This window comes from Candidatus Lokiarchaeum ossiferum (assembly GCA_025839675.1).
In the GTDB taxonomy this organism is placed as follows: domain Archaea; phylum Asgardarchaeota; class Lokiarchaeia; order Sigyniarchaeales; family Promethearchaeaceae; genus Lokiarchaeum; species Lokiarchaeum ossiferum.
Genome location: CP104013.1, coordinates 3840884 through 3866932 on the forward strand (window position 1 = coordinate 3840884; position 26049 = coordinate 3866932).

The 26049-nt window shown below is 34.8% G+C and carries 22 protein-coding genes; 14 read left to right on the forward strand and 8 right to left on the reverse strand.

Features of this window, described 5'->3' with window-relative positions:
• Nucleotides 1-4: 4 nt before the first annotated feature.
• Together NEF87_RS16185 and NEF87_RS16190 are read left to right on the forward strand one after the other, a co-directional pair.
• Nucleotides 5-955: an rRNA adenine N-6-methyltransferase family protein gene (locus tag NEF87_RS16185; protein WP_457916646.1), complete on the forward strand. Its 951-nt coding sequence runs from the start codon at nt 5-7 to the stop codon at nt 953-955.
• A gap of 215 nt (nt 956-1170) precedes the next feature.
• Nucleotides 1171-1632 (forward strand): hypothetical protein, encoded by a 462-nt coding sequence (locus NEF87_RS16190; protein ID WP_457916647.1) that lies wholly within the window; start codon nt 1171-1173, stop codon nt 1630-1632.
• 136 nt (nt 1633-1768) lie between these two features.
• Here the strand turns inward: NEF87_RS16190 and NEF87_RS16195 are convergent, their stop codons facing one another.
• Entirely contained in the window at nt 1769-2113 is a 345-nt protein-coding gene (locus NEF87_RS16195; protein WP_457916648.1) for a hypothetical protein, read from the reverse strand.
• Nucleotides 2114-2526: 413 nt separating this feature from the next.
• On the opposite strand from NEF87_RS16195, the gene NEF87_RS16200 reads away from it, so the two are divergent.
• A complete protein-coding gene (locus tag NEF87_RS16200) occupies nt 2527-9258 on the forward strand; it encodes a right-handed parallel beta-helix repeat-containing protein (RefSeq protein WP_457916649.1) in 6732 nt (2243 codons plus the stop codon).
• A gap of 202 nt (nt 9259-9460) precedes the next feature.
• On the opposite strand, the gene NEF87_RS16205 is transcribed toward NEF87_RS16200, so the two are convergent.
• Entirely contained in the window at nt 9461-11164 is a 1704-nt protein-coding gene (locus NEF87_RS16205; RefSeq protein WP_457916650.1) for a hypothetical protein, read from the reverse strand.
• Nucleotides 11165-11227: 63 nt separating this feature from the next.
• Nucleotides 11228-12538 (reverse strand): MFS transporter, encoded by a 1311-nt coding sequence (locus tag NEF87_RS16210; RefSeq protein WP_457916651.1) that lies wholly within the window; start codon nt 12536-12538, stop codon nt 11228-11230.
• A 604-nt stretch (nt 12539-13142) separates the two neighbouring features.
• Between NEF87_RS16210 and NEF87_RS16215 the strand changes: the two genes are divergently transcribed.
• The 3 genes from NEF87_RS16215 to NEF87_RS16225 all read left to right on the forward strand — a co-directional run bounded on the left by NEF87_RS16215 (nt 13143) and on the right by NEF87_RS16225 (nt 16528).
• On the forward strand, nt 13143-13457 hold the full coding sequence (locus tag NEF87_RS16215; RefSeq protein ID WP_457916652.1) for a hypothetical protein: 315 nt from the start codon (nt 13143-13145) through the stop codon (nt 13455-13457).
• A gap of 175 nt (nt 13458-13632) precedes the next feature.
• A complete protein-coding gene (locus tag NEF87_RS16220; RefSeq protein ID WP_457916653.1) occupies nt 13633-15861 on the forward strand; it encodes a right-handed parallel beta-helix repeat-containing protein in 2229 nt (742 codons plus the stop codon).
• A 166-nt stretch (nt 15862-16027) separates the two neighbouring features.
• Nucleotides 16028-16528: a hypothetical protein gene (locus NEF87_RS16225; protein ID WP_457916654.1), complete on the forward strand. Its 501-nt coding sequence runs from the start codon at nt 16028-16030 to the stop codon at nt 16526-16528.
• Nucleotides 16529-16551: 23 nt separating this feature from the next.
• On the opposite strand, the gene NEF87_RS16230 is transcribed toward NEF87_RS16225, so the two are convergent.
• Together NEF87_RS16230 and NEF87_RS16235 are read right to left on the reverse strand one after the other, a co-directional pair.
• Nucleotides 16552-17184, reverse strand: a complete 633-nt coding sequence (locus NEF87_RS16230) for a class I SAM-dependent methyltransferase (RefSeq protein WP_457916655.1) — start codon at nt 17182-17184, stop codon at nt 16552-16554.
• A gap of 21 nt (nt 17185-17205) precedes the next feature.
• Nucleotides 17206-18147 (reverse strand): FHA domain-containing protein, encoded by a 942-nt coding sequence (locus tag NEF87_RS16235; protein ID WP_457916656.1) that lies wholly within the window; start codon nt 18145-18147, stop codon nt 17206-17208.
• A 120-nt stretch (nt 18148-18267) separates the two neighbouring features.
• On the opposite strand from NEF87_RS16235, the gene NEF87_RS16240 reads away from it, so the two are divergent.
• On the forward strand, nt 18268-18786 hold the full coding sequence (locus tag NEF87_RS16240) for a hypothetical protein (protein ID WP_457916657.1): 519 nt from the start codon (nt 18268-18270) through the stop codon (nt 18784-18786).
• Between the two features lie 138 nt (nt 18787-18924).
• Here NEF87_RS16240 and NEF87_RS16245 read toward each other — a convergent pair whose 3' ends face one another.
• The gene (locus tag NEF87_RS16245) at nt 18925-19332 is read right to left on the reverse strand and encodes a hypothetical protein (RefSeq protein ID WP_371802462.1); all 408 of its coding nucleotides are present in this window, start codon (nt 19330-19332) and stop codon (nt 18925-18927) included.
• A gap of 161 nt (nt 19333-19493) precedes the next feature.
• Here NEF87_RS16245 and NEF87_RS16250 point away from each other — a divergent pair, with 161 nt between their 5' ends.
• From NEF87_RS16250 to NEF87_RS16260, 3 genes are read left to right on the forward strand one after another with little or no spacing between them, the layout of a single operon-like run.
• Entirely contained in the window at nt 19494-20399 is a 906-nt protein-coding gene (locus tag NEF87_RS16250) for a hypothetical protein (protein WP_457916658.1), read from the forward strand.
• Nucleotides 20400-20457: 58 nt separating this feature from the next.
• The gene (locus NEF87_RS16255; RefSeq protein WP_457916659.1) at nt 20458-21222 is read left to right on the forward strand and encodes an ASCH domain-containing protein; all 765 of its coding nucleotides are present in this window, start codon (nt 20458-20460) and stop codon (nt 21220-21222) included.
• A 56-nt stretch (nt 21223-21278) separates the two neighbouring features.
• Entirely contained in the window at nt 21279-21530 is a 252-nt protein-coding gene (locus NEF87_RS16260) for a hypothetical protein (protein ID WP_457916660.1), read from the forward strand.
• 244 nt (nt 21531-21774) lie between these two features.
• Here the strand turns inward: NEF87_RS16260 and NEF87_RS16265 are convergent, their stop codons facing one another.
• Nucleotides 21775-22845 (reverse strand): hypothetical protein, encoded by a 1071-nt coding sequence (locus NEF87_RS16265; protein ID WP_457916661.1) that lies wholly within the window; start codon nt 22843-22845, stop codon nt 21775-21777.
• 15 nt (nt 22846-22860) lie between these two features.
• On the opposite strand from NEF87_RS16265, the gene NEF87_RS16270 reads away from it, so the two are divergent.
• Nucleotides 22861-23007 carry a hypothetical protein gene (locus NEF87_RS16270; protein WP_457916662.1) on the forward strand — a complete coding sequence of 49 codons (147 nt, stop codon included), beginning with the start codon at nt 22861-22863 and terminating at the stop codon, nt 23005-23007.
• Between the two features lie 17 nt (nt 23008-23024).
• On the opposite strand, the gene NEF87_RS16275 is transcribed toward NEF87_RS16270, so the two are convergent.
• Nucleotides 23025-23273, reverse strand: a complete 249-nt coding sequence (locus tag NEF87_RS16275; protein WP_457916663.1) for a DUF3795 domain-containing protein — start codon at nt 23271-23273, stop codon at nt 23025-23027.
• Nucleotides 23274-23530: 257 nt separating this feature from the next.
• On the opposite strand from NEF87_RS16275, the gene NEF87_RS16280 reads away from it, so the two are divergent.
• The 3 genes from NEF87_RS16280 (at nt 23531) to NEF87_RS16290 (ending at nt 25887) form a co-directional block, all read left to right on the forward strand.
• Entirely contained in the window at nt 23531-24118 is a 588-nt protein-coding gene (locus tag NEF87_RS16280; protein WP_371802466.1) for a PadR family transcriptional regulator, read from the forward strand.
• Nucleotides 24111-25145 (forward strand): HAAS signaling domain-containing protein, encoded by a 1035-nt coding sequence (locus NEF87_RS16285; protein WP_457916664.1) that lies wholly within the window; start codon nt 24111-24113, stop codon nt 25143-25145. Before NEF87_RS16280 ends, NEF87_RS16285 begins: the two co-directional genes overlap by 8 nt.
• 136 nt (nt 25146-25281) lie before the next feature.
• The gene (locus tag NEF87_RS16290; RefSeq protein ID WP_457916665.1) at nt 25282-25887 is read left to right on the forward strand and encodes a hypothetical protein; all 606 of its coding nucleotides are present in this window, start codon (nt 25282-25284) and stop codon (nt 25885-25887) included.
• Nucleotides 25888-26049: the final 162 nt, after the last annotated feature.

The window sequence follows — 26049 nt, forward strand, 5'->3', positions numbered from 1 at the left end:
CACAATGCCCTTTCTCTCCCGAACCCAACTCATAAAGCTCTTTCAATCATCTAAATTTATCCCCGAATCAATAAAGGGACAAAATTACATCGCTGATTATGCCCTGTGTCGGAAGATTGGAAATTGTGCAAAGGGTTCCGAGCAATATAAATGCATTTTAGAAATTGGCCCTGGATTTGGGGCTTTCACAGATTTTTTATTCCCCTTGTCGGAAAAGGTATGCGTGGTAGAAAAAGATCCAAAATCCTCACAATATTTGATGGATTATTATAAATCTCGTATTCCCACCCAAGTGATCAATTCACGGGAAATTCAATATTTGGGTTATGTGCCCTTGAAAACGCAATTAACCATAGTTGAAGATGATTTTTTTTCACTTCCTACTCCTGACGCGGAATTAATAATTTCTAACATTCCCTTTACCCATGTATTTGAGTTCATATTAAAACTAACAGAATCCTGGAATTCCCGGCGCGCGCTTCTTATTCTACAAAAAGAAGTCATGGATCATATTCTGGCTCGACCTAACCAATCGGGGTACACAATTCTTTCTGTCATTTGCGGTTTCTTTTTCGATTCTCAAATCTTGCTTGAAATTCCATCAAAATCCTTCTATCCTAAACCAAAAGTATCTTCGCTGCTAATTGAACTTCTTCCGAACAAAAATTTGAATCTTGAACTGATTTCAAAAGAAGAAAGGAAAAATTTCCTTGTTTTTCTAAAAACTGTTATGCAATTCAAGGAAAAACATCTGCAAAATACTTTTCTTTTAATCCAAGCACAGAATCCCTTGTTTTTTGAAAATTTTCCACATTTTAAGGATGCCTTAAGAGAACTAAATCTAAATCGGTCCGTTTTACGGGAAATGACCCCTGCAGCGATATTTCATCTAATGCAAAAATCGAGAAAAAAAATGAATGATTTACGAGCGAATTGTGAGCCGATAGGCTCGTAATAGTGAATAATTTCACTCGATTTCCTTTCCATAATGTTAAGGATAAGAAGGGTGGATGGTTTAATGAGAAAAAAGGTTAAAACGTTATTTGTGGGTCAAATATTCGTAATAGATGGTTTTAGGATGCCTTTTTTTATGAAGCTCATTACGCATCATTATCTATAAAAAATACTTAAACCCGAAAAAAAATAAAAGAACGAGTCAGATATTCATGTATGACCGATTATACGGAATGGTCAAAAGATATTGGCAGGACGATGCAAAAAGCTTCCGATGAATTTGCCAAACTTTCCGTGCGTTATGATATTACATGTGGAGTTTGTGGTACGGTACATTCCGGCGTTTCTTATATCTATTCGACCTGTTATTATTGTGGAAAAAAATATGCCAAATGTTGCAAAGGGCATTATGGCACGTGTAGTAAGTGTTGGCCCGATCTCTCCAAAAATGAACAAAATGCCCAAAAAAAGAGATATCAGCAAGTTGTGGGAAAAGCAGTGGGGTTTGGATTGCTCTTTCCCGTACTTGCGATTGGTTTTTTGATCGTGGGGCTCGTACTGAATCGAGTAAATCGAATCCTTGGGATGAGTGTATTTTTAGTAGGATTGCTGGGATCGCTAGCATCCTTTATTCTTCTGGTCGTGAAAATGGATAAACAAGGCAAATTCCAACATTAACACCCACAACCATAATCGTTAATTTCTAGTTTTTTTACTTACTTATCTTTAATATGTGATGATTTGTTTGATTATTTTTGGATAATATATCAATCATTCCCATTACCTTGTTTTTGGCTTTGAATATAAGTGAGATTCAGTGTTTCTCTTCATAATGAGGAAATTCCACATTGGCAACCTCAATGATCTCTTGGAATTGGTGCCGAGTAAGCGGTTGGGTTGAATCAACTTTTCCCGCACTTTTCTTCCCCCACGCATCCGTAAACGAGAGCATAATTCGGTGCAAAGAATCGAAGGCTATTTTATGATAATCGGTTAAAAACATGAGCCCCATAAACTCTTCGTAAATTTCTAAGACAATCATCTTTGATCCTAGCTGAAATAAACGAAATAAACGAAACCTAATGCACAGATTTGACAGAAAACTATGATGAAGATTATCCACTGAAGCATCATTCTCAATTCCCTCTTTTTCAGTCATTGGCAATCAAACCATATCAATAGGATATATCTATATAAGTTTAAGTCTAATGTTGTACGAAGAGCAATTCCCGTGCTTTATTAAATCTTCTCCTAATTTTCTCCCGTATTCCTTTTAATTGAGTTGAGACTTGATATTTAGTTAAAATGGGTTCCTATATACAGCATAAAAGTCGCTTTAAGGTAAAGGCCAAAATTTGTCTTCCAATTTACCCTAAAATTCATAAATGAACCCAAAAGAACTCATCGAACCTTAAGTTTTTCAAATTTCCATTCAAGATCATCAAGAGGGGAAGAGAGTGATTTCTAAATTGGAGTAATCAATAGTTTTATATACATGGTAGGTGAAGTACCTTTGTCATACATTTTTGTCAATTCATAACAATTTTGGTCGTATGACAGAAGGTTATTATATTGAAATCATTAATTCAAAGACAACAAACTAAGAAGCTCATGATTATTTTTGTGTTTTATTCCCTCATCTTTACTCAACTATATCCTTTTATTGATTGGAACGCTTTTTATGGAAATTTTTCTGTATCAGAGACTAAGCTCCCCATTCACATTCCACAGTCCGGCCTTGATGATCCGATTCAAGTCTTCCATGATGATTGGGAAGGTTTTAGCGGATCGGGCGGATCAGATTCTCCCTATCTTATTGAAAACCTTGTTATTGATGCAGGGGGAAGTTCACATGGGATTGATATTTATGATTGCTCGTTATACTTTGAAATTCGAAACTGCACAATATATAACGCAAAAAATGGTATTTGGTTGAATACACTTTCACCAGGTATAGCCAAAGTGTATAACAACACAATTTATACATGTCGAGGGATTTCTGGTCAAATCAGTGGCAATGGAATAGGGTTATACTCAACGAATGGAATTGAAATATACAATAATACCATTTATGATATCGAAGGATATTCTGAAGCTTTTAGCGGAAATGGTATGTTACTTTATATTTCTCATTATAATGAGGTTCACCACAACACGATTTATGATATTTGGAGCGGGGCTGTTGCTTCAACAGCTCATAGTGGAAATGGAATTATGCTTACATCAGCCCAATATAATAATATCAGTTATAATCAAATTTCCTCATGTTCGAGTGCTACAACCTCAGATACTTATGCAGGGAATGGCATAGACAACTACCACGGAGATTTTAATCTCATTTCACACAATACAATTGATGATATAAGAGGTGGCCTCGGAAGATATTCCGGGAATGGAATCACGTGCAATAATTATTACGGTATTACCGAGGAGAACATCATTGAAGAAAACACCATTTCGAATTGTTATGGAGGGACGAATTATTATACTTCAAATGGGATCTTAGTGCATGGAGAAAGCGAATACTTGGTTGATTCTACCCAAGTATTGAATAATTATATCATTAATTGCACCGGAGGAGATGATATCGCGGACGGAAATGATGCTCATTGCGGATGTGGGATTAATTTAGATCGGACTATTCACTCAATGGTCTCGGGAAATGAAATTTATAATTGTAAGGGAAATTCCGGTGCGAGATATGCCGGAAATGGAATCATGAATTTCAACTCGGAGTATACAACAGTTACACAAAACATCATTGAGAATTGCTCAGGGTATGGAAATTGGGCTGGTAATGGGATTGCCAGTGCGTATGAAAATTACAATACCATATCTTTCAACAATATCAGCAATAGTTTTTGTAAAGGAACCGGAGCGATACTTTCAGGAAATGGTATAATAAACTATCAAACGGATAACACGCATATCGATTATAATCGAGTTTCTAATGCCAATGCAGGAACCGGGACATATTCCGGCAATGGTATATATCTCTGTTATGAATTCGATTATAGTTTTGTGATTGGAAATATTGTGCGCGATTGTGTTAAGTTACCACAAGCTGGAGCAGGATGGAGCATTTTAGGAACCAAAGATTTCGATATCAATGATGTGTTTTATAATGATGCAGGGGATGGATGGATCGGGGTGTGTTATCGAGATAATGTTGATAATCGTAATGATAACAATAATTATGTTGGGAATACCGCGGATGTGATTTATGTTGATTATGGTGACAGATGGCTAATAGAAGATAATACGGTGAATACGATATGTACGTATGGTTCGAAAGATAATTGTATTGTCGGGAATTTTAAAAACGATGGAAATGCCCCTCAATTTAACTGGTATTCAAACAATAAAGCAGAGAATTATTTTCTGAAAATCACCTCCCCCGAAGAATGCAAAAATTATAAGGGATGTGGCGGTATTCGGGCCGAATACAAATGGCAATACTTTGGTTATGAATTAGATCAGTTAAATATGTATCTTGATGGAGCGCTTGATATTATCCATCGACCAGATAAGGAATTCTATATCCCGTGGAAAGCAAATGGATCACATTCTCTCTTATTTCAGGCTTCAGATACCAGCACTACATCTTTTGAATATGAATCCAAACCGATAACCTATACATTAGAAAATATGGCCAGCACTGAAGTTGTGAATATTGTACGAAATACCCAAGAAGGAGGTATTGATGATCCCTTAGCTTTAAGTTACTGGGATACCAGTTTAGACGGAGATGGTACTCAATTTAGCCCTTATGAGATAAAAAATCTCAATATTGAAATTCCAGCAAACTCTCCCATAGGAACAGCAGGAATCTCAATCTCCAATACAGATGCGTTCTTTGTTTTGAAAGATTGCGTAATCGTAGGAGGAGTGGGACATTATGGAATTACCATTTCGAACGTGCAAAATGCCCGTATCGTAAACTGTACGATTATCGGCATTCCCACTACTTATGTTCCAAATGACATTAGTGCAACTAGCTATCCTATTGAACGAGGGATTTTCCTGGATGAAGATTGTGTAAATAATTCGATTGAACAATCTGATATTTACCGGACCCTTTCATCAGGGATTAAAGTGGATGGAAATACAAATTGGATTCAAAATAATGTTATCGCAAATGCTCAGAATAATGGAATAACCATTTCAGGGAATGGAAACACACTGTTGAATAATGAAATTGTTCCATTTGGAGGACCAGACTATTCCGATTATCATTTTCTAAAAGGAGAAACCGATCACACTTTAAACGGAATTCTAATAGAAGGGGGTGGATCAGAAAACACGATTGAAGATTGTATTATTGCAGGGTATCCGGTTTCGGGAATCAATATTTCAACCAGTATCTGTGAGGAAAATGTAATCGTAGGAAATAGGATTGAAAATTGTGCGGTTTTGATACATGATCAGGGAGCAAATACGCATTTTGCTAAGATTACGACACCACTTGATGGAGCATATTTCACGGGCAACAATCCCTTAAATGAAGGATATTACTCAGGAACAGAAGGATTCCAAGATGTCGCAGATGGGGATTTACCAGTAGACTGGTCCATAGTGACGAATACTCCGGATGCAGTGGCCTTAGTGATGGATGAAAAAACAGATTTATATGGATATACTCATAAAAAAGTCTTGCACTGTGACACTGGTCAAGGCGAGGAAGCCAATATTTCTCTCGTGCATGATTTTAGTGCGAATCAATCCCAAGGTACCATCGAATTTTGGGTGATGAAACAAAGTACCGCCACCGCAACCATGAATTTTACCTTCATGGGAACTTCGGGAAATCTCTTTTCACTCTTTCTCGAGAATGGGGAATTTTGGTTTTCGGATAACACCACTATCAACAATACTCACCAAGAATTTCACGATCTCTTCTGGTATCGGATCTGTGTTGACTTTATGGATAGCGGAACCTATCTCGGACTTGGAGATCACAGTTATCAATTCCAAATTTTTAATAGAGAAGGAGATGTGCTTCTTTATGCCTCGGATCCTGCATCATTTACCACAACGGGTAATTTTACAGGATTTGACACCCATATCGCAACGCACAACAGCTCTGCATCCAGTATCTATTTCGATGCTTTTGGCTATTCTTGGAGTCCGGATTATCGCTTAGGGAATAATGCCTATGAAGGAATGTTGATCTCCCGGTCACTGCAAGAAGGGTTTAAATCTTGGGATTGGCAAGGTTATTCCCTAAATGATGCTGAAATAATAGATTTGCCATTCTTTAGTGATGTCGTAATTCCTTTACCAAACTCACTTGGTATACAAACTCTTCAGTTATATGCAAATGACACGAGTGATTTTCAAACAATTTCACCCGTAGTTCATTTTTCATATTATTTTGATCGAAAACTCAATATAATAAAACACACCGAAAACGATGAAGTGGTAGCGGAATATACCATGTTTACCGGGAGCGGAATTATTAAGATGGATCCAGCTACGGCTTTAAATCTTACATTAGAGTATAATACTATGAAAAATGATGATTTATGTAATACCAATGCGTCTCTATATTATCGAGTGAGTCATGATTTCTGGAAAAAAGCATATAGCACGGGGAGTCTTTTTGGCGAAAACACCCTCAATTACCTCATTGGCCCAGATAATTACGACTTAGGTGATTCGGTAGACTATTACTTCGGATTCCAACAATACGATTTAAGTGGGCGATTCGTTCAACAATATTATTGGACTCAAACGGGAGTTAAATATTTCAACGAAACGGCACAAATGGATGCCTTTCATAAAAAAGTAAGTCCGGTCCCCTATCAACTGACGTTGAATTATAGTGCCTATTTTCAAGCTGAAAAGACACAAAATTTTACCACAGTTGAAGGTCACGAAGTATCCATGACAGGATTTGCACCTATTGCCATCAATGACTTTTCCGTCAAATTTTACAACACCACTGACGATATGACCGCATTTCAAGCCCTGTTTGATGAGCACGTATCCGCACTTACACATAAATTTAAAGAAAATTCCAGTATTATTACGGAAAGTAACTCCTTCCCACCAATCACGGAAGAGAATGAATGGATAAGTCCCTTTATTCTTCCAATCGGGGGAACATATGTCGAACAAGAGAGCACTATCCTTATCCCGAACATGCTTTATGAAACAAATGAAGCAAGTGAGGATAATAAATTGATGTTTACCAGAGAAGCCCTCAATCTTACCTATAAAGGAATCAAGATGGATTGGTTTAATGGAAAACGTGCCTTACGCGAATTTGAAACCTTTACCGGAGAGAGTTTTACGTGTATTCGGTTCGATTATTATACGGGAATCATGGTCTATTTCAATTATAATGATTTCACAGAGGGTGCAGGAAAACGAATCTTCTTTGGGTTAAAGGATAACAACCAAAGTTACCCAATCAACCTTAAGATTGAAATGCGCGAAGAACTCAACGATACGGATCAAGATTTTGTGAACATGACTCTAGATGGGATCCTCTATGATCCGCCTGGAGATCGAAGCTACACCGAAATGTCTGCCGGAACTTCCATTACCACCGGTTGGTCCTTAGAAACCCAATCGGGAACAGATTTTCAAAAAGAACATCAACATCTCTTCGTAGGGTTTGGCTTTGAATCGGATGAATATAAGATTGATACCGAGGGTGATATTTATGAATTTGAACTCACTCATACGTATACCCATACGCTCAGTTCTTCCAAAGATTATACGAACTCAGAGTTGATAGGTCCAGGAAGAGGTGATTTGTATTTTGGAACTGGAACCTATATTTTCTATTATTTCTATGTAAATAATTATTACTTTGTGGTCAATCAATCTGATCCGGTGAATTTCCCCTATGATGATATTTTGGTTCTGACGGTTGGTTCCCGAATTGAATATACAATTACACCAAATACCTCGTTTAGTGTCTTAGGATCTCATTTAGAAGATCTCGGAATGTCCGAGCTCGCATACGAAAATATTTTTGAAGATAATGAAATTTCAGGAGCTGAACGGAACTATGTGCAAGAATTGGAGTATTCCCCTCTACTATGGACTGCAGGAGGCGTGAATGAATTCGGATATTCTAGTGCCAGGACCGAAACGTCTTCCTTCCATTCCTATATGGAATACAGCAATGACACCTTTTTCACGTGGAGTCAATGTTTGACCATGGGTGTCGGAGGTTCTTTTGGAGTGGGTGTCGAGGTGGACTGGTCCACGGGATGGAATATGTTTGAAACCTCCGGGAAAATTGCTACGCTTAATACTTGGTCCCGAGAATTTCTCAGCTATGAGTCAGTCGTCGGAGAAGAGCAAATCCTAGTACATTTGGAAGATGATGATGGTGTGCCTCTGGGACACCATGATCAATTCAAAATGCGGATTTTTAACGATACTCGCTATAGTTCAATAGGTTTCTTAATTGACAGTGATGCGAGTTATTCATCAAGTCCGCATGAACCGTTTACTGGGGATCGGCGACCGCCCACTTTGTGTGATTTCTGCGGTTTGCCACCATATCTCAGAGATTCTGTCTCGTTGAATGTCCGCGCCTTTGATGGAGAATTAGATGGCATTAGCGAAAACAACATTTGGAAAGTAAATTTCTACTATGATGATGATCCCACCTTTGGATCGGATTCAATCTTCATTGGAGTCCAAGGAGAAATGGAAAAAACCGCGTTGGACGATCCGGAAGAATTTGGACTGACTTGGGATTGCTCTCTTCTCGAAGGCGATTATTTTATCTTTGCCGAAGCCTATGATTATGGAACCCCAATACCGAATAAACTGGTATCAGACCCTCAGTTGGTGCATATTGATAATACCGCTCCGTCAGAATGTCATCTAATAGCCTATGAACCTTATTATGATGCAATTCCTTTGTATGCCACTGCGACCGATGATGAAACGGATATTGCGTATATTGAATATTGGGATGGAGATCCGGTAACGGAAGGAAGTATCTTACTGGGTTGGAGTGATGTGAGCAGTGATTCTTATCGTTTCATCTGGAGTACCGATCCAAATGGTGATGATAATGGGATCCACCAAATTTACGCAAAAGCCTTTGATTTGGCAGGAAATTCGAAAGTATCATCCGGACTCACCCTAAATGTCACCGATAGTCAAGCCGTGAGCGATCAATCGGATCAAACCGACCAAACGGATCTGCCCGATCAAGACGATGAATCACCTATCGATTGGCAAAACGCGCTTCTCGCAGGGGGAATGTCCACTGCCGGGATCTTGATCATTGGCTTAATCGTAGTCGGCGGCAACAAATTCCTAAAAAAATGATCATATATATCGCTCCAAGGGGAAAATCACCCTTTTTTTTTCAAAGCTTCCGTCGGACTCCGCATTCAGATTCAAATGACCACGCATCTTAGATTATTCTGACTAATGCTTATTTTTTCTTTTTTATTTTAAGGAACACTATAGTGTTTATTTTAGGGAACACTATTTTAAGGAACACTATAGCAGTTTCTTTAACTGAAAACTATTTTTTCTTCTTTCTCATTCGTTTTAACTTCGCATTATAAGAACTCCGAGACCGACTTTGCCCCATGGCAGCGTAGAAAGATTTTTTATCACTTATTTTTTGTTCTACCGCTTGTGCCTCTTCCGATTTCCATTCATCCATTTCATCTTGAACAAGTTCATTCAATTCAGAGATATCCATATCATATTGTCCGCCTAAAGAGACATTACGAGCCATGGTTTGGTGGACTTGCGCCTCGGCAAATTTAATATCACCCTTGGATCGTAATTTGGATGCCTTGGAGAGCTCAAAAGCCGTTGCAATTTTTGGGCTGTATGCTTTCTTGAAATTTTCCATATCCGGTGCTATTTCTATTTCTTGACGATTGATGCGCATTTTTCGATTTCCTTGGGTATCAAGGTACTCTAATTGGATTTGAACAGGTATTTTGGTCCCTACGGGCAATTTGGTATCCTTTTGCTGAAATTTTAAATAAATTTCCCGATCGGGATAAAAAGCCCCCAATTTGATTGGATCTCCTCTTTTAATCTTATCTAAGGATTGAAGCACCTCCGCACCTTGAATTTCTTCCAAGACTAAAAATTCTGGAGAATAGATCCGCATCACTACATTTCGAGCAATGTAGTTGGTTCGGTGAAAACTTCCGAAGGCGGATTCAACCTGATCTGCGGTAATGAATAACATTTGTCCCCCAGTATAGTCGGTGACTTTTCCAATCACATCTAAAGCAACTGAATTACCTCCTCCTTGTTCACGTACCCCCACCATATCAACAATAATATTATTTTCTAAGCATCGTTTTGCAATATTGGAATAAAATCCTGCATCTTTTGAATCCTTGCCCAAACTATTTTCAATTGATCCTAAACCAACATTTGCGAGTCCATCTGTCAATAAAATGACTTTTCCACCTGTTTTTTTCGCTTGGGATTTCTGACTGGCAATGATGGTTTGAATTCCCATAAAAAGCCCTGGTCCGAGTGCAGTCATACTGCGATCAGTCATATTTTTGACGATTTTCGTCCAACCTTCATATATTTTTTCAATAGGTTGAAATGGGTATTTTTCAACTATTCTAGCAATTTCCTTCTCCATTTTGTTTTCTTTGAAGAAAAGAGGCCCATCCTCTACAATAATTTGTTTTTCTGGTGTGGGATATATGAACACATCGGATGAAAAAGGGATCAGAACAAATTTGGTTGCTGGAAAATCTGCCGTCAATTGGTGAATATTCTGCACCAACGCGTGTTTGACTGCTTCTAACTTGCCACCTGCCATCGATCCGGAAACATCAATAACAGCGACTTGGATCGGAAAACCAGATATTGTCTTCTCCATTTTCATTTTCGAGAGAGCGTCATCTTCCTCCTTTCGTATTTCTTCAAGTAAAAATGCCATGTCTTCCATAGAAGAAACATCAGTGGATTCAGGTTCTATTCCATCCTTTAATAGATGAAGAGCTTGATCATGCGAAACCGAATTTTCTTTCAGGCAAAATTCGCATTTATATGTAAAATTTTCCCCACTTTTTTGCAAGTGAGATTGATTGGTTAAAATTGAATTACAGAAACTACAAATAATCGGTTGATCTTGGATTTCTTTAGCAGTGGATAACTCACCAAAATTTAATGCGGTAATTAACGGAAAATCCTCGGGTTTTTCCACTTGTCGGGACACTTTACCAAAACTAAATTTGAACATATTGTTACGAAATCATAAATCCCCCTATATAAAATTAAAGGGAAAAAAAAAAAATTGAAGTATCTATATTTCAAGCAAACTCTCGATCTTAGGCTTGCTTTCGTTTTCATTCCCGATTTTTTGCCCTATTTTCTCTTCATCCTCAAATCTATGTCCGAATTTCACCAAATACATGACAATTAATACTATTCCGACAATACTAACAATGAAGGGTGTAATAAAGTGGACACTTCCCATTAAAAACCCGCCAATCGCTCCGGTTGGTAATGCCCCAAATCCTCTAACAAACGAGACCATTCCATAAGATTCCCCCTTTCGAGATTCATCTAAATCTGTCAGTATCATATTTTCTGAAGGAATGAATGTAGATGCAACTACTCCAAATAGTATTTGAGTTAAGACCATTGAAATTATTACTATTGATGTACTTCCTCCAGACCATAGTAGTGCAGTAATAATATGAATCGCGAAAATGAGAATACCTGTCGCTTCACTCACGATCAAGATTTTCTTTTTACCATACTTATCGGTTAATTTTCCCGCTGGAATTTGGAATAACATCGTTGACACATTAAACCAAATACTTAAGAATGCAAGGTTTTCCAATGTAAATCCATAATAACTTTGCAATCCTGCATTAAGGACGGAGTTGGATACATCCCAAACGAAGAAATCAAGTGTAAGGAATATGATCGCAGTACGAATTTTTGAATTACTAAACACTTCTCTCCAACTTTTTTTAGTTCTGGAAATTTCTGTATTTCTTTTAGGCAGATATGTAGCAATATCAGTGATGAAAAGAATTTCCATGATCCAGATCATACAAGTTATTCCTCCAAATATCATAAAATACGTGACAAAGGAATAACCTGTTTGATTGACAAACACCGCTCCTCCGATCGTTGAACCGAAATATAAAAATGCCATAATACCGAAAATACGCCCTAAACCATTTTTAGAATCACTATTTGATTCCGCAATTAAGATCTGGCGATTTGTATTGCTTGACATAAAACCAATAGCTCGAAGGAAGATACTAACGATGAGGAGATACAGATTATTCTTGTTTACAAAGAACAAAATCCCCAATCCAACAAGTGCTATAGGTTTTGAAATGATCATCATCTTCTTACGACCAAACTTATCTGACAGTTTTCCAGAAATTGGTGCAGGAATGAACCACAATACGGTAAAAAGTGTGGAAAACAATCCTGTTATGAAGAGATTGTTGTCTGTGACTTCATAGAGAAAGGGTATATAAGCTATATTAATACAACTTTCACCAAAACCAGAAATTAAATTTCCGATCATAAATACCCAGAGATTTAGACGCTTCGCTTTTTTGCTTATATCGAATTTTTGAGTTTTATTCATATTTTTCACCTGTTTAATTCCAAATCAAAATTTATATTGATGGAGAATTTGGTAATACACTTACAAAGCTTGTTAATGGATTTAAATCTTCTGTAATGTTATATAATTTGTATATATATGACCTAACCTATGTTAAATAGTTGATAACATCTCTTATATTTATTTTAAATGTATTTATTTTTTTTACTCGTATCTTTTCCATTATATCATCTCAAATCCTAAAAATTAGGCTAATCTCCTTATAATTATTTATTAGATTGAACATTTTTTGAAAATTATATTCGCCTTAGAAGAACAAAGTAATCAATAATTTTTCAAAAGAAAATAGACCTAAATATCACAGATTTTCTAGAAGCCTAAATGGCAAAAACAGTTATTGGTATTTTATTGAGAGAGAAAATCTGGTTGTGGCTCATAATAATCCTATCTAAAAGGATATTAAATCAGATATTTAAAGTTTCCACTTTTGTCGTTTGATCGATACAATTATTTCATGAACTCAGATAAAGTTATAATTTATTTTTATCATCTTCAAATCTATCTCCGAATTTAACAGAAAATTAAAAATCGTTAATCTATTTATATATGGATCTACTCAATATTCTTGGGGATAAAAATTCGAGAACAAGGAACAATGGTGGACTGTGTTTATTGCAAATATATCAAACCAGATCTAAAGGGGAGCAAATTTTGTCCCGAATGTCATGGCAATACACCAACTTTTAAAGCGATGCGGATGATGGATCGCACAACTTCCGAGCAAGAATTACTATATTCTCTTCTAAATATGCAATTTAATGAGAACTATGAAAAATTACGAACCTCACTTTTGAATTTGCTAACTCAAGTTGATATTTATAATTTTGATATGAAATCTGCTTTAATTAATTACCTGCAGATCAATGAACCACTGGAATAATAACTTCTATTTTTTTTTTTGAATATAGACATAGTCTCGCAATAATTGATTATATAATTCTTACAAAGATTTTCATTCCAAAAGTAATAGATGTAGGACATTCTTCCTCACATCAAATAATTGGAGAAGAATTTTGCTATAGATATTTATATGGGTAAAATAATATAATCCAAATATGAATCCAAAAATTCAACATCACAAATTTATCTTTGTTCTTTCGTTTCTCCTAATCATTGGAGGAAGCATCTTTTTAAAAGAACAATTTAAAGCAAATTCTAATAGCTTCGATATTCTTCCTGTATCTGCTCAAAATACATCAAAACTTGAGAATAGGGAATCTATTGAAATTGACATGTTAGAAGACTCTCTTTCTGATTATCCTTTTATTCTAGGAAATGGGAGCTTCTCTGATCCCTATATTATTCAAAATCTCTCCATTTCTCCAGATAATGGTGTTTGTATCAAAATTGAAAATAATAGAGATTATTTCTTGATTAGTAATTGTGAGTTTCTTATTTTTAGCTATGGAATAATTATATTAAATTCAACCAACATCTTTATTCATAATTGTATTTTTAGCAATCTTGAATTTGGAATACATCTTGTGGAAAGTCAAAATACTACAATCCAAAACAATTTATTCAGCCACTTACGAGAAGGAATTCTCCTTCAGGGTTCAAAAATCAATTCCATATGTACAAATACATTTTCTCACATCAGATTCGATGCGATTTCAATGATTGGGGCATGCTACTCGAATTTAATTTCCTTTAACGCGATCTTTAATTCTGGGACTGGTATTCTAATGGAAAGAGGTAATGATAATAATCGAATTATTTCAAATAATATCTCAAATCAATACCGAAATGCTCTTTCAATTGATGGATGTTCAAATACCTTAATAAAAAACAATTTTATGTCGAGAAATGGTGAATTTGCGATAAATTTCCAAGATAATGAGGAAGAATCTACTAATACTACGATTAACAATAACACTTTGCATTTCAACCGCAAAGGTGCTATTAATTCGGCTTCAGAAGATAATCATCATATTTCTGAAAACGATATAAAGAAATCATTCCGTCAAATAGCTATCCTTACGTGTTTATATGTGTTGGCTCCTGGAGTAGGTATTTTCTTCCTCGTACTTATTATCAAACGAAATTTCTCTTCTCAAGTGTTGGAATTTTGTTCAGAAAACGCATATCTGAGCGGTATTCTATTCTATATTGGAGCAAATATTCTGTTTATTGTACTTTATCTTAATGGGAGACTTTACACGTTATGTAATTATTGCATAGATCCAACTTCTGAGCTAGCAATTATTTTCAATATCGTGGTATTTATTCTCTATATTCCAATAGTATCTAACAAAATAAGTCGTAAAAAAGAATTTCTAACAGGGATGTTAATTTCATCCCTATTTTTGAGTTTCATCCATGTGATATTATACTTCATATCTTTATCCACCATTGAGATTTCTGCATACTATAGGTATATATTCCAGTATGGTCTACAAATTTCAATTTTTTATTTGTTTCACACAGCCCTTATACTTTTTTGTTCCTTGGGGTTAAAGTTTAATAAGTCATCAAATGAAATGATGCTAGATAAAACAGTAAAGCTACCGAATATTTGGATAAAAATTAATTCAATTTTTCTAATTGTGTTGAATTTAATCCTTTTTCTTGTTCTTTATTTTGATCTTACCTTTATGTTGTCTGGGATATTGATATCCATTAATTTACTTCTTTTCAAGAAGAACTTAAGAGTGACTCTTTATCTTGTCATTCTAATAAATTTAATTCGAATGATATTTACTGTTTTTTGGGTGAACCACCAATTCTGGCCTTATTTTGACTATCTAAATACTTATGGTTCCATATTCGTTATTTTATTTACAATTTTTGAAATTGGCTTAATATCAAGACAAAGAAATGAACTCACATCAGATTCAATGTTAATTTTTTTTGGAATTATTATTGCCTTATTTCTTCTGTGTGTTCCAACTTTTCTTTTAACTTTACCCAAAGTTGTAGAACCACCTATATATCGCCCTGTCGATGAACGTGTCTTCTTTCGTTTGTTTTCAATTATTCTAAACTCGTTGTGGATTATTTTGGGTTTGGCTTTTTCTATAGAATTATGTCAAATTTTAAATCTAAAAACGAATCGTGTTTCAAGAAATATCATTAAAATTGGGTGGTTGTTAATGTCTATGATCATAGGGTTTGTCTTGATGGTTTCCATTGTAATTGCAATAAAATATCTTTATGAATCAGGGACAAGTACATCAGAAAGGCTAACAGATATTCTGATATTTTTGTTTCCAAGTTCTATTTTGTCAAGTCTATTTTATATCAAGTCCTATCGGAGTAAAAAAATACTCACCAACGATACTTAAATCCAAATAAGATATCTTTTTTTTTCAATGCTGTTTTACTCGATCTTTTAATGCTAACTCTGTAACTATCTAATATCAACCAACATTATTTTCCTATGCAATCTTAGTATTATTTCTACTCATTGAACAAAGGAAAAATCTTGTTATTTCAAGGATGTGGAGAACTATGGGAAAAAAAAGCAAAGAAAAGTCTGAAACCAATTCAAATGACACATTTTTCGACGATTCCAAACCAGAGATATTTGCCCATAAAGAGCGAAAATGTTTGTGTCGGGGCTGTTATATGACCTTAAAGGGTGCTCATGAGCGGTTATTCGGGAAGAAATTGGGATATACAGCGGAAGATAAGTTGTCCGTCTATCAATCCATCGACGATTTTCTTCATTATACGCAATTTTTTGACTTAGCCCATTTTACTGAAGAAAATCAGGCTGATGTTCCCATCATCTTACATCTGATTTATTCTAATCGGGAAAAGGAAGAACAGAGTTTATGTGATTCTTCAATGAACGATGTAACGGATCTCATTTTTGAGCGCATTATCTTACCTTCTATGACTCCTGAAGAAAGAATGCGTCATTTTGGATACAAAGAAAGTCATAATTTGCCCAATTCATCTCTTTATGGACCAAAAGATGGATTACCCTCGTCATCGTTTTATATTTGAAATGAAATACCAAAATTCCATACTTAATTTCTTTTTTGAGCAATGATATACCGCAAATCATGGATATGTTCCCCTCGTCTGCCATGATTTTCTTTTTCTTTTATCATTCCAATATCCCTTACCTCAAAATCATCAAAATGAGTCTTTAAATCTGCTTCTGAAAAATAATGAACGGGACGTCCAGGTTTACTTTCAAATGTATTGGTTTCTATTTCTTTCCCTGTTCCAAAGGATGATTCTTGATCGGAAAACACAACAAAATACATTAATCCTTTGGAATTTATGGTGTTGGCACACAATTTAATAACTTTTTTTCGGTTTGATTCTGTAAAAAGATGAAGAACGTTAAAACAATAAAGAGCATCATATTTTTCGGTGATAAAAGGAAGATCAAACACCGAACCGAGCGTGATATCTGATTGAGGATCAAAAACCTGTGCTAAGTTGAACGCTACATCTGAAATTTCAATCCCTCCGGTTTTTAAATTGTTCGAAGAAAATAATTTTGTATTTCGTCCATACCCTGCACCTGGAACAAAAACCGATCGAATATTATGCGCTTGGAAATATTTTAATGCATTTAACGCTGTTTTACTGGGTGAATCTCCCCAAATCAGCCCCCCTTCGGAAAAACGACTGTTCCAATAATCCTGCATAGTTGAACAAATCTTAGCTTCTTAATTAGATTTACCCTTATGAAAAGAAATGGCTAAGGATGATAATTGATCATTGATTGAAACTGGCAAGATAAAGGAATCCCCTTCATTTAGTACTACCCCTTCAGCATCAACGAAAGCGCCATTATAATAGGTTTTTTGTTGAGCAAAGCGATCTTTTAAAACAAACACTCCTCGTTCGGGCTGTTCTATCACACAATGTTCTGAAGGTTCCGTTAATGGGTTATGTTCCAAAATAGGGTCAAAGAATTTTTCAGGTACAATAACAGGGAAATCGCGATTAAGAAATTCTTGGCGCCCAAAATACTGGATATTTTCCTTAAAAGGGAGATCCATGGTGATCTGAAGCTGCTCGATCTGTAAATAGGCTGGATCCCATTTAGGTTCTTCTACTACTTCAGTTACTGTAGGTGATGGAAATGGCTTTGGAGCTGGAAAGGGTGTCGCTTCAATCGATTTTAACTGGCCTTTTTTAATTTTTGAAGGATCTTGGGTTTTTTTCTTAACCGATTTTTTCTTTGTGGTCGCTTTAAGTTGTGTACGCGGTGAAAGAGGTTGTTTATTGCTTAATCGTCGAAGAATTGGACTACTGGATGGATCAAATGAAGATATGGTTACTGAATCTAAGGCTTGATGGGTGGGTTGAGGTGGCATATATCCTCCGGAATTATATTGATTTGATGGTGAAGAGCCATGCATGCTTATTTTATTTTCCATCGGTTGCACATCTGTGATTTTTTTTAAATCCTTTTCAGTTTGAAATAAACACGTCTTAATTTCTTTTTCGAAAGCCTCATCGGGATTCGATCCCGCAAGAGTGGTGGCACAAAATTCTTTCAAATATTGGAGAAGTGCTTTATTCTTTTGATGGGTTCCATCTACAAAATCAAGTTTAGCTTGAATTTCTTTTACCTTGGCGGAAAATTCTTTCTGTGTGGTCATTCCTTCTTCAAAGTAATGATTAATTTGGATCATAAATAGTTTCTGACTGAGGGAGAAAACCCAATTTAGAAAAATTAGACCCAAGTCGACTTTTTAAAGAAATGGGAGATAAATTAATTAATGAATTCACAGCAAATGTTTCTAATCATTTTCGTGAGCATCATCGTGTTGGTGCTGGCTTTTGTTCTTTTGCTCAATTTTTTGAGAGGAAAATATCAAGAAGAATCGAAAGCTTACCGTGCCCATTATCCTTCCTCCTACCTCTGTAAAGATGGGGATAAAGTCAGATCCTTATCAGAGTTAGTTGTTGATGATTTTTTCTACCTTCATCGAATTCCTCATACTTATGAAGATGTTATTCTCAAAACGAGTGAGAAAAAATATAAGTATGATTGGTATTTTCCAGAAGCGGATATCTATGTGGAATTTTTTGGTTTTTCGGGAAAAAAATATAAAGATACTCAACGGGACAAAATTAATTTTTATCGAAAACACAATTTAAATATGATTGCTTTAAATCCCAGCGATTTGGATGATCTCGGCACGAAAATCCCCGCAAAATTTGGAAAACATTGGGATCATTTGATTCACTCACGTCACTGCCCCCATTGTGGAGATGCTTTAGACAATCGTGTTTAATTTCTTTTTCCTATCCTCAAATTTCTGAGACTCCAGAATATTGGCTCCTTCTTCATCATAATTTAAATTCTATTCACCCGATTCACAAACGGAATTACATTTCATTAACAGATTCTTTCTGAAATAAATAGTAAAAAACTATTTAGCTTTATCTGCAATTTTCTTCAAAAGCCAAACAACGAAAGTTACGGTAACAAACATGAAAAACATCGATACCATTTGTAATAAAAGCGTAATTGTGAGTAAAGCACCGTATACGATTACTATAGGCAAATATTTTAACCACCATTCATTACCGAGAGACCAGATTTCCAATTTACGAATGATACCAGACATGGAATTCCCTACTTTTTTGTTCAATATAGAGTTTGGGGAAAAGGCAAAAGGAATATAGAAAATTGCAAATACCCCTGCTGGAATAAGGAAGTAGAAATTGAAGTCAAATTTGTAAAATAATGCCCCAAAAATGGTCAAAACTGCCAACAATATTTCAATATGAAGTATATTTCGTATATTTTTTTGGGAAGCTTTGCTCAAAGAATACATGATTATAATAATAGAAAAAAATGATTAAAACCTTAGGATAAAAATTCAAATTTGAAAATTTAAGATTACGGGTTCATTTTTTTATGAAAAATAATAGTAAATAATGGAAATTTTCAAGAAATTAGCTAAAAAATTTATAGAAAAAAAAATTTCAATATGGTATGGTAAGACTTTCATTATTTGAAACAAAAAAAAGTCGCTTTGCCCCCTCACGTATCGGCGAAACATCAAATCCGTTAATGAAATGGGATATGATCTTTAATTTACTATTTATTACGGCGTTCGTTTGGGTGTATGACCAACCTGTACTGGCTATATGGATTTTCATCCAAATTTTTATCTTTTCATTCTTTTCTTTCAATTATCGGGGACTAAGTGTGTCCCTCCTATTTTTGATCTTATCTGGGATCCCCTTTTGGCTCTATATCAGTAATCCCCAAAGAAATGGTGCCGATATTATCTTGTTTGTTGGGATCATTTTAGCTGTCTATGGAGTCTTTTGGATCTTTATTGCCCTTAAAAATAATAAAGCCTATTTGGATTCATTAAAACCCCAAACTTGCCCTATTTGTGAAACGGAAAAACATGAATTTGTGCAACATTTAGGTCGTTTCATGTGTACGGATTGTTTTTACAAAGAAGCCTTTGAAGTAGTCGAACATGATGGAATTGAAATTTTCAAATGGGATTATAACTTTTTGAAGTTTCTGGAAAACCAAATTGAAAAGCCCATTCCATTGTATAAATCTACAGATCGAGACGAGATTGATTGGGAAAAGTTACCTGAAGAAGAGTTTTTCGGTTATATCATTGATGAAAAAAATATTAAGGCATTGTCCCTACCAAAAGCTGGAATTAAAGCAATTCCCAATGAAATTGGTTTGTTAACACATATTAAATTTTTAAATTTACAAGGAAATCAGCTGGTTGATCTCCCTCTTTCTATTGAACGAATTGCTTCTTTGCGGTACTTAAACGTTCAGGGAAACATTATGGAAATCATTTCCCAAGATTTAGAATACGTCTTTCGTTTTTTAAAAAAACGTAAGTGCATCATTCTTGAATAAAAGTTCATCCCTTTTTTTGCAAACCTTTTTTGGGTCGTTAAACAGATAAAGCCTATAAATGAATCTTTTAATTATTTTAGATCAAACTCATCATGTGCTTTTATTTAAGAAGGATGATGGGGCCAGTTCGCCTAAATTCCGACTGCCCGATGCTTCTCTTCTTCAAATTTGTCAGGAAAAGTGCATTCATTTTAAACATATAACAAATCCAGCTCAATTTCCAGAGTATGATCAGATTGACATTTACATTTATCCTGCGTTTATTAATCCCTGTTTTCCATCATTGGAGAACAATTCGATTGAATGTGTATGGATTCCTATTTGGGAAATATCGGAAAACATGGACTTTTCTCCTATAAATGGGCAAACGTTGCAGAAAATTTATACTGAAATTATATTAGAAGGTTATTTTCCCCCCAATTTTAAATTTGATGTTTGGTATTTTGGAATGGAAGAAACTTTGGCTAATGAATTAGTAAAATTGGTTGTGTCTGGGAAAAAAACGGCAACCGCCAGTTATTTTGATGTATATTCAAAGGAAGAAGAGAGCTTACCTCAAGCGGGAATGGTGTCAGTGATCGTTAATTGGCCAGGAATTCCATTGGTAATTATTGAAACTACAGATGTGCAGATTCTCCCCTTTAATCAAGTTTCTGCGGAACATGCGGCTTTAGAAGGGGAAGGCGATTTGAGTCTTTCGTATTGGCGCCAGGTCCATGAAGAAGTTTTTCGGAAAGATTGTCAAAATTTCAAATTGCAATTTTCAGAAGAAGCCAAAGTCGTTTGTGAACGATTTCGTGTGTTAAAAAAATTGAATGAATAATCATATGGTTCATAAGGAGTTTGTGTATTACCTTTGGAAACTGATACATACTTGATATGAATAAAATCCCAATTCAAATATCATCCCTTCCTTTAGGGGAAATCTCATTAATTATTATAGGGGCAATCATCTTGGCGATAGTTATTTTTGCCATCATTGACTATTTTAATAAAAAGAAAAGACATGAAATTTCACATATTGTTCATAATGAATTCGATAAGGAAGCTAAGTTAGAGCAAATGAGGGCAACTAAAAAGAGTAAACATATGCAAAATTTCAATCAATTGACTTCTGATAGTCGACCTTAATCTTTTTTACTGAGATTCCTTTTTTCTCTCATTTCCTTTTACTAACAAAAGTTTCCGAAATCACATGCTTTTTTTGGTAAAATTACAATTTTGATAAAATTGATTATTGATTAGCATTCTTGAAAAAATCAATTCTAAAGATGTTTGTCATTCTCAATATCGCAGTCATATGCAATAAAAACTCCCATAGTGAGGTCTTAATTAGAATAATTAATTAATCGGTGAAAATTTAAAAGAAATTATGTTAAAAAAATAATCCCCACTCATGCAAGATATATTTAGAGGTATTGTTTGTTGACACTGATTTTGGAGGAGGTAATGTAAAAAATGGGCAACCATCAGAATAATATGAAATTGTGAAAAAAACCCGTGTTACAGAGTATGAATGCGTTGTGGATAATTGAAACACATCGTCAATTACATCTAAAGGGACTTGTCTCAAAATGTATGTACCTTCTTCATCAAAAAGCAGCTGTTCTTCAAACCAATAGTTTGTGAAATCTTCAATTTCATTATCAAATAGCCCCAAAATAGATAAGCTTCTCTCAAAAAAAACTTGAAGATTGCTTATCGGTTCATCATTGACTTTGCATGTGTTTGCTACTTTGTTAATAACCCAACCATTTTGAAGTGTCTGTAAATCAAAGGGTTTAACCATTGCTTCATAAAAAAGATAGGGATAAGAATTACAATTATCAGTTATATTACTTTTAAGTCCGACTTCAAAATTATTCCAAGTTATTTTTTGCCCCAATTCTACCTCTGGAATGGTTTTAAATACATAACCATTGGGTACATTCACGGAAAGTGTTTCATTAAAGAGATTTTGATTTGAATTGTAAAAATAAATTACTGGTTTTAGGGCTTCAACAAAACATGCACGATGAACAAGAGTAATTGCATGAACTCTGTGATTTTTATCAATTATGACTGCTGTTTGATTGTCTATGTATCTACTATCACTGATATTGTTTGGAATTTTCACTATATAGATCAAATTTGCTTGAAGGCTGAGATTTGCTGTTGCTTCATATAGAATGCGATCGGTTTTTACAAGACTAATACTTTCCACAATTCTCCATGTGGTGAAGCTAATCTGATCCTTTCGTCTTTCCGGTAGTGAATATACTTCAACAAAAGAAGGCTCACTATCAGCATAAGTGTATCCATCAGCTTCAGAACTATTCCAATTTACTGTGATGTTTAAAAGATGCGTTTCCTTTTCTAATTTGCTGTAAATATATGTTCCACCAATCCCAAGTGCAGAAATTAAAAACAATCCTATAAAAAAAAGACTTGTGATTTTTTTCTTCATCAAGTGGTAATTGTTGTGCTCGTATTTATTCAATGGGGTCAGAAATTCGAACAAAAAAAAAACGGATTTGTTGATCCTAATAAAGGATCCACAGCTTATTTGATCAAAGTTCGATTAGAGGATTTCAATCTGATAACTCTCGGAATGAGTAAAATTGGATAAAAAAAAAATTTTTTTCTTCACAGTTTACCCGAAATATATTGACAGTATCCGTACTTAATTTGCCCAAATTTCTCAATAATCCCACATGGAAAGTTTTCACACTCAAAGCAAGTTTGAATTTTCCGTGAATATGCACAACCCGCAATTTTACAGACTTTATTCTCATGAGGATAGCATCCATCAGGTCCATTTGGACATTTTCCCTGCACTCGTCGCGGGCATTTTTCACATGCAATTCCACAGACTGCGATTCGTATTTTTTCCATGTAATAAAAAAAGAGATTTTATCCAATAAAATTAGAAGCTCAGTAGTTTTTTAATTTTTAACATTATTGTGAATTTGACGGATGTATTTAAAATATCTTGTAAAATAAACAGAAAACGATTTAAACGAAGATCAAAAGATTTAAATATTTATGTTATTTCTATAATACTATAGATAGTTAAGTATTAAACCTTAGCCATTCCATCCATATTATAGGGGGAAATATTTGTCTATTAAAAAAAAGTAAAATGATGAATTATGATTAAACGTGTTAAAAAACTCGGTTCTGATTCCACTACTGCGTTGATCTCGGATGATTCAATCAGGGCTTATCTTGCCAATTTCGAGTCTGAATTATCTCGAGGCATTAGCACTATTTGTGTCCTAAAAATTATTAAAAATTCTGGAGACCAAGGCATTACGGGATACCAAATTTTGAAGGAATTGGAAGAACAATCGAAATCTATGCTGATCCTTGAAGAAGGGCGATTATATCCTTTTTTGAAGAAATTGGAAAATTGGAAATCTAGCACTGGTGTTGTTAACTTAATCAGTGCCCGAAAAGAACAAACTGGGAGAAAAAAGAAATTTTATTTCATTACTCCCGAGGGAGTACAAATTTTGAATCACTTAGATGGATTTTTTTCAAAACTACTAGAATACATCTCGCCCATGCTCTCATTTCAAGTCGAATTGCAAGAAGATCACTATTTATATTGCCCAAATTGTGCTAATAAAATTGATCTGAATGAGGATATCATTTTTTGCGCAATGTGCGGGTTAGATATTGAAAATATTAAAAATCAAAGATTAGAAGGATTAGAAGGAGGCAATATCAATGACTAATCAACAAATTAAAACCTTTTTAAAAGAAATAGAAGAAAAATTACCAGAATGGTTAAAAGATAAGAAAGCCGATGTCACTGACATTTTAGATGAAATAGAATCACATATTTGGGAAAAAGCATCCGAAATCTCCCATAATGATGATCCAGACGAATTATCAATAAAGCAAGCAATTGTTTCAATGGGAACCCCCGCAGATATTGCTAAAGATTATAAAAAACGTGGAACACCCAAGTTCTTTATCTCAGAGGAGTTATTTCCTCTCTATGTTAGGACTTTGACCGTTGCTATCAGCGTAATTGCTGGTATTGCAGTACTTGCTAGTATTCCATGGACAGGAAATTTTCAATTCTGGAAATTCCTAGGGGATCTCTGGAATGCCATATTCACAACTGCTGTATATGTTTCTTTCTTTGCGACACTTATATTTGTCGGATTATCGATGGAGGGATACTTACCAGAAGATTTGGGTGTCAAGGGAAATATGAAACTGACATACGAATTCAAAGTGGCTCACAAAGAAAAAGGAAAAGGTAAGAAAAATAAATTCTACACTCCAGGTGAATGGTTCTTTGGAGCAGTATTTGGCTTTGTATTCGGTGCAATTTTAATTCTCCAACCAATTCCACAAATGAGTGAACTATTTGGAACAGAAATGTTGGCATGGTTCCGACTCTTAGGATTTCTCTCCATTGCGGAAGGAACTTTGAATTTGTTTCACATTATTCTTCAGAAATCCAATATTACCGGGCATCAATTCTTGAAATTACTCTTGATTGTTGTCAAAATCTTAGGGATATTCCTCCTCTTGCAATTGTTGGAAAATCCTGATATAATCACGATTATTTCAATAGAAAATGGAGTAGTTATTAGCCGCCCCCTAGTTGGATATTATCTCAGTAGTGAAAAAACCTTTAGAACTATTGTAATTGTGCTCTTAGTGTTTAGTGGCTTAGGAATAATGGATGAATTTTACAAAATGGTCTCTTTGCGTTATAAGTTTAATGCAAGTCAGATCGAAGAATAATTTTTTTTTTTTTTTGATTTATCTATAATTTTGTCGGATTTTGTCAAACATTATTTATATATAATCCCGATACGTTTTAGAGAATCTCAGATACCGCATACCTTTTTATGGGTGAAGTTGCTTCATATAGTCAAGGATGGAACTTTCTCACACCCTAATAAAAGGATCAGATCTTCTAAATCCATCTCTTTCTAGATCGAACACAAATACCAAAAATATTTTTGTACGCGATTCCAAACCTTCTTCCATTTCAAAAAATCTTCCTAAAAAAGCGAAGAATCGGAAAAAAAATAAACGGACTCAGCAATGTCCATTTTGTTCCCGGAAGCTGAAACATAAAAAAGGATTAAAACAACACATTGCTGTTAAACACCCTGAAAAAGTCCAGCGATATCAACGTCACAAAAAAAGAGCTGTTTTCAAACCAGATTTGGATTTAAAGTCTATAGTAAATGACTTTCCTCTAAAAAAAGACGACTCTGTTATATTAGCAGATGAGAACTTAAATTTCGATTCGTATCTTGTTAAAAAACTTGCCCAAGTGCAAAAAAAACACGTTTGCCCTCTCCCAGATCACATGCGAGGTTATTGTGATGAGATGATCCTTCGATTTTTAATTTCCCGGGGATATGGTTTAGTCACTCAAGACAAAGTTTTTGCCATTCGCGCATCAAAGCAAATAGAAAATGTCTATTTATTATCCCAAAATAGTTTAATTAAGATGGAAAAGGTTATTTTTTAATTAATTACATCTTTGTCAACCAGAAGGATCTCTTTTTTTTGGAAATTTGGTCAATGGATGGTAGTTTTGTTAAGGTGAACCTTTTAATTTGTTAGCCTATCAAACTTTTTGATTTATTTATAAAAAACGAAATCTATTAAATAAAAAGAACCTATTTTAGTT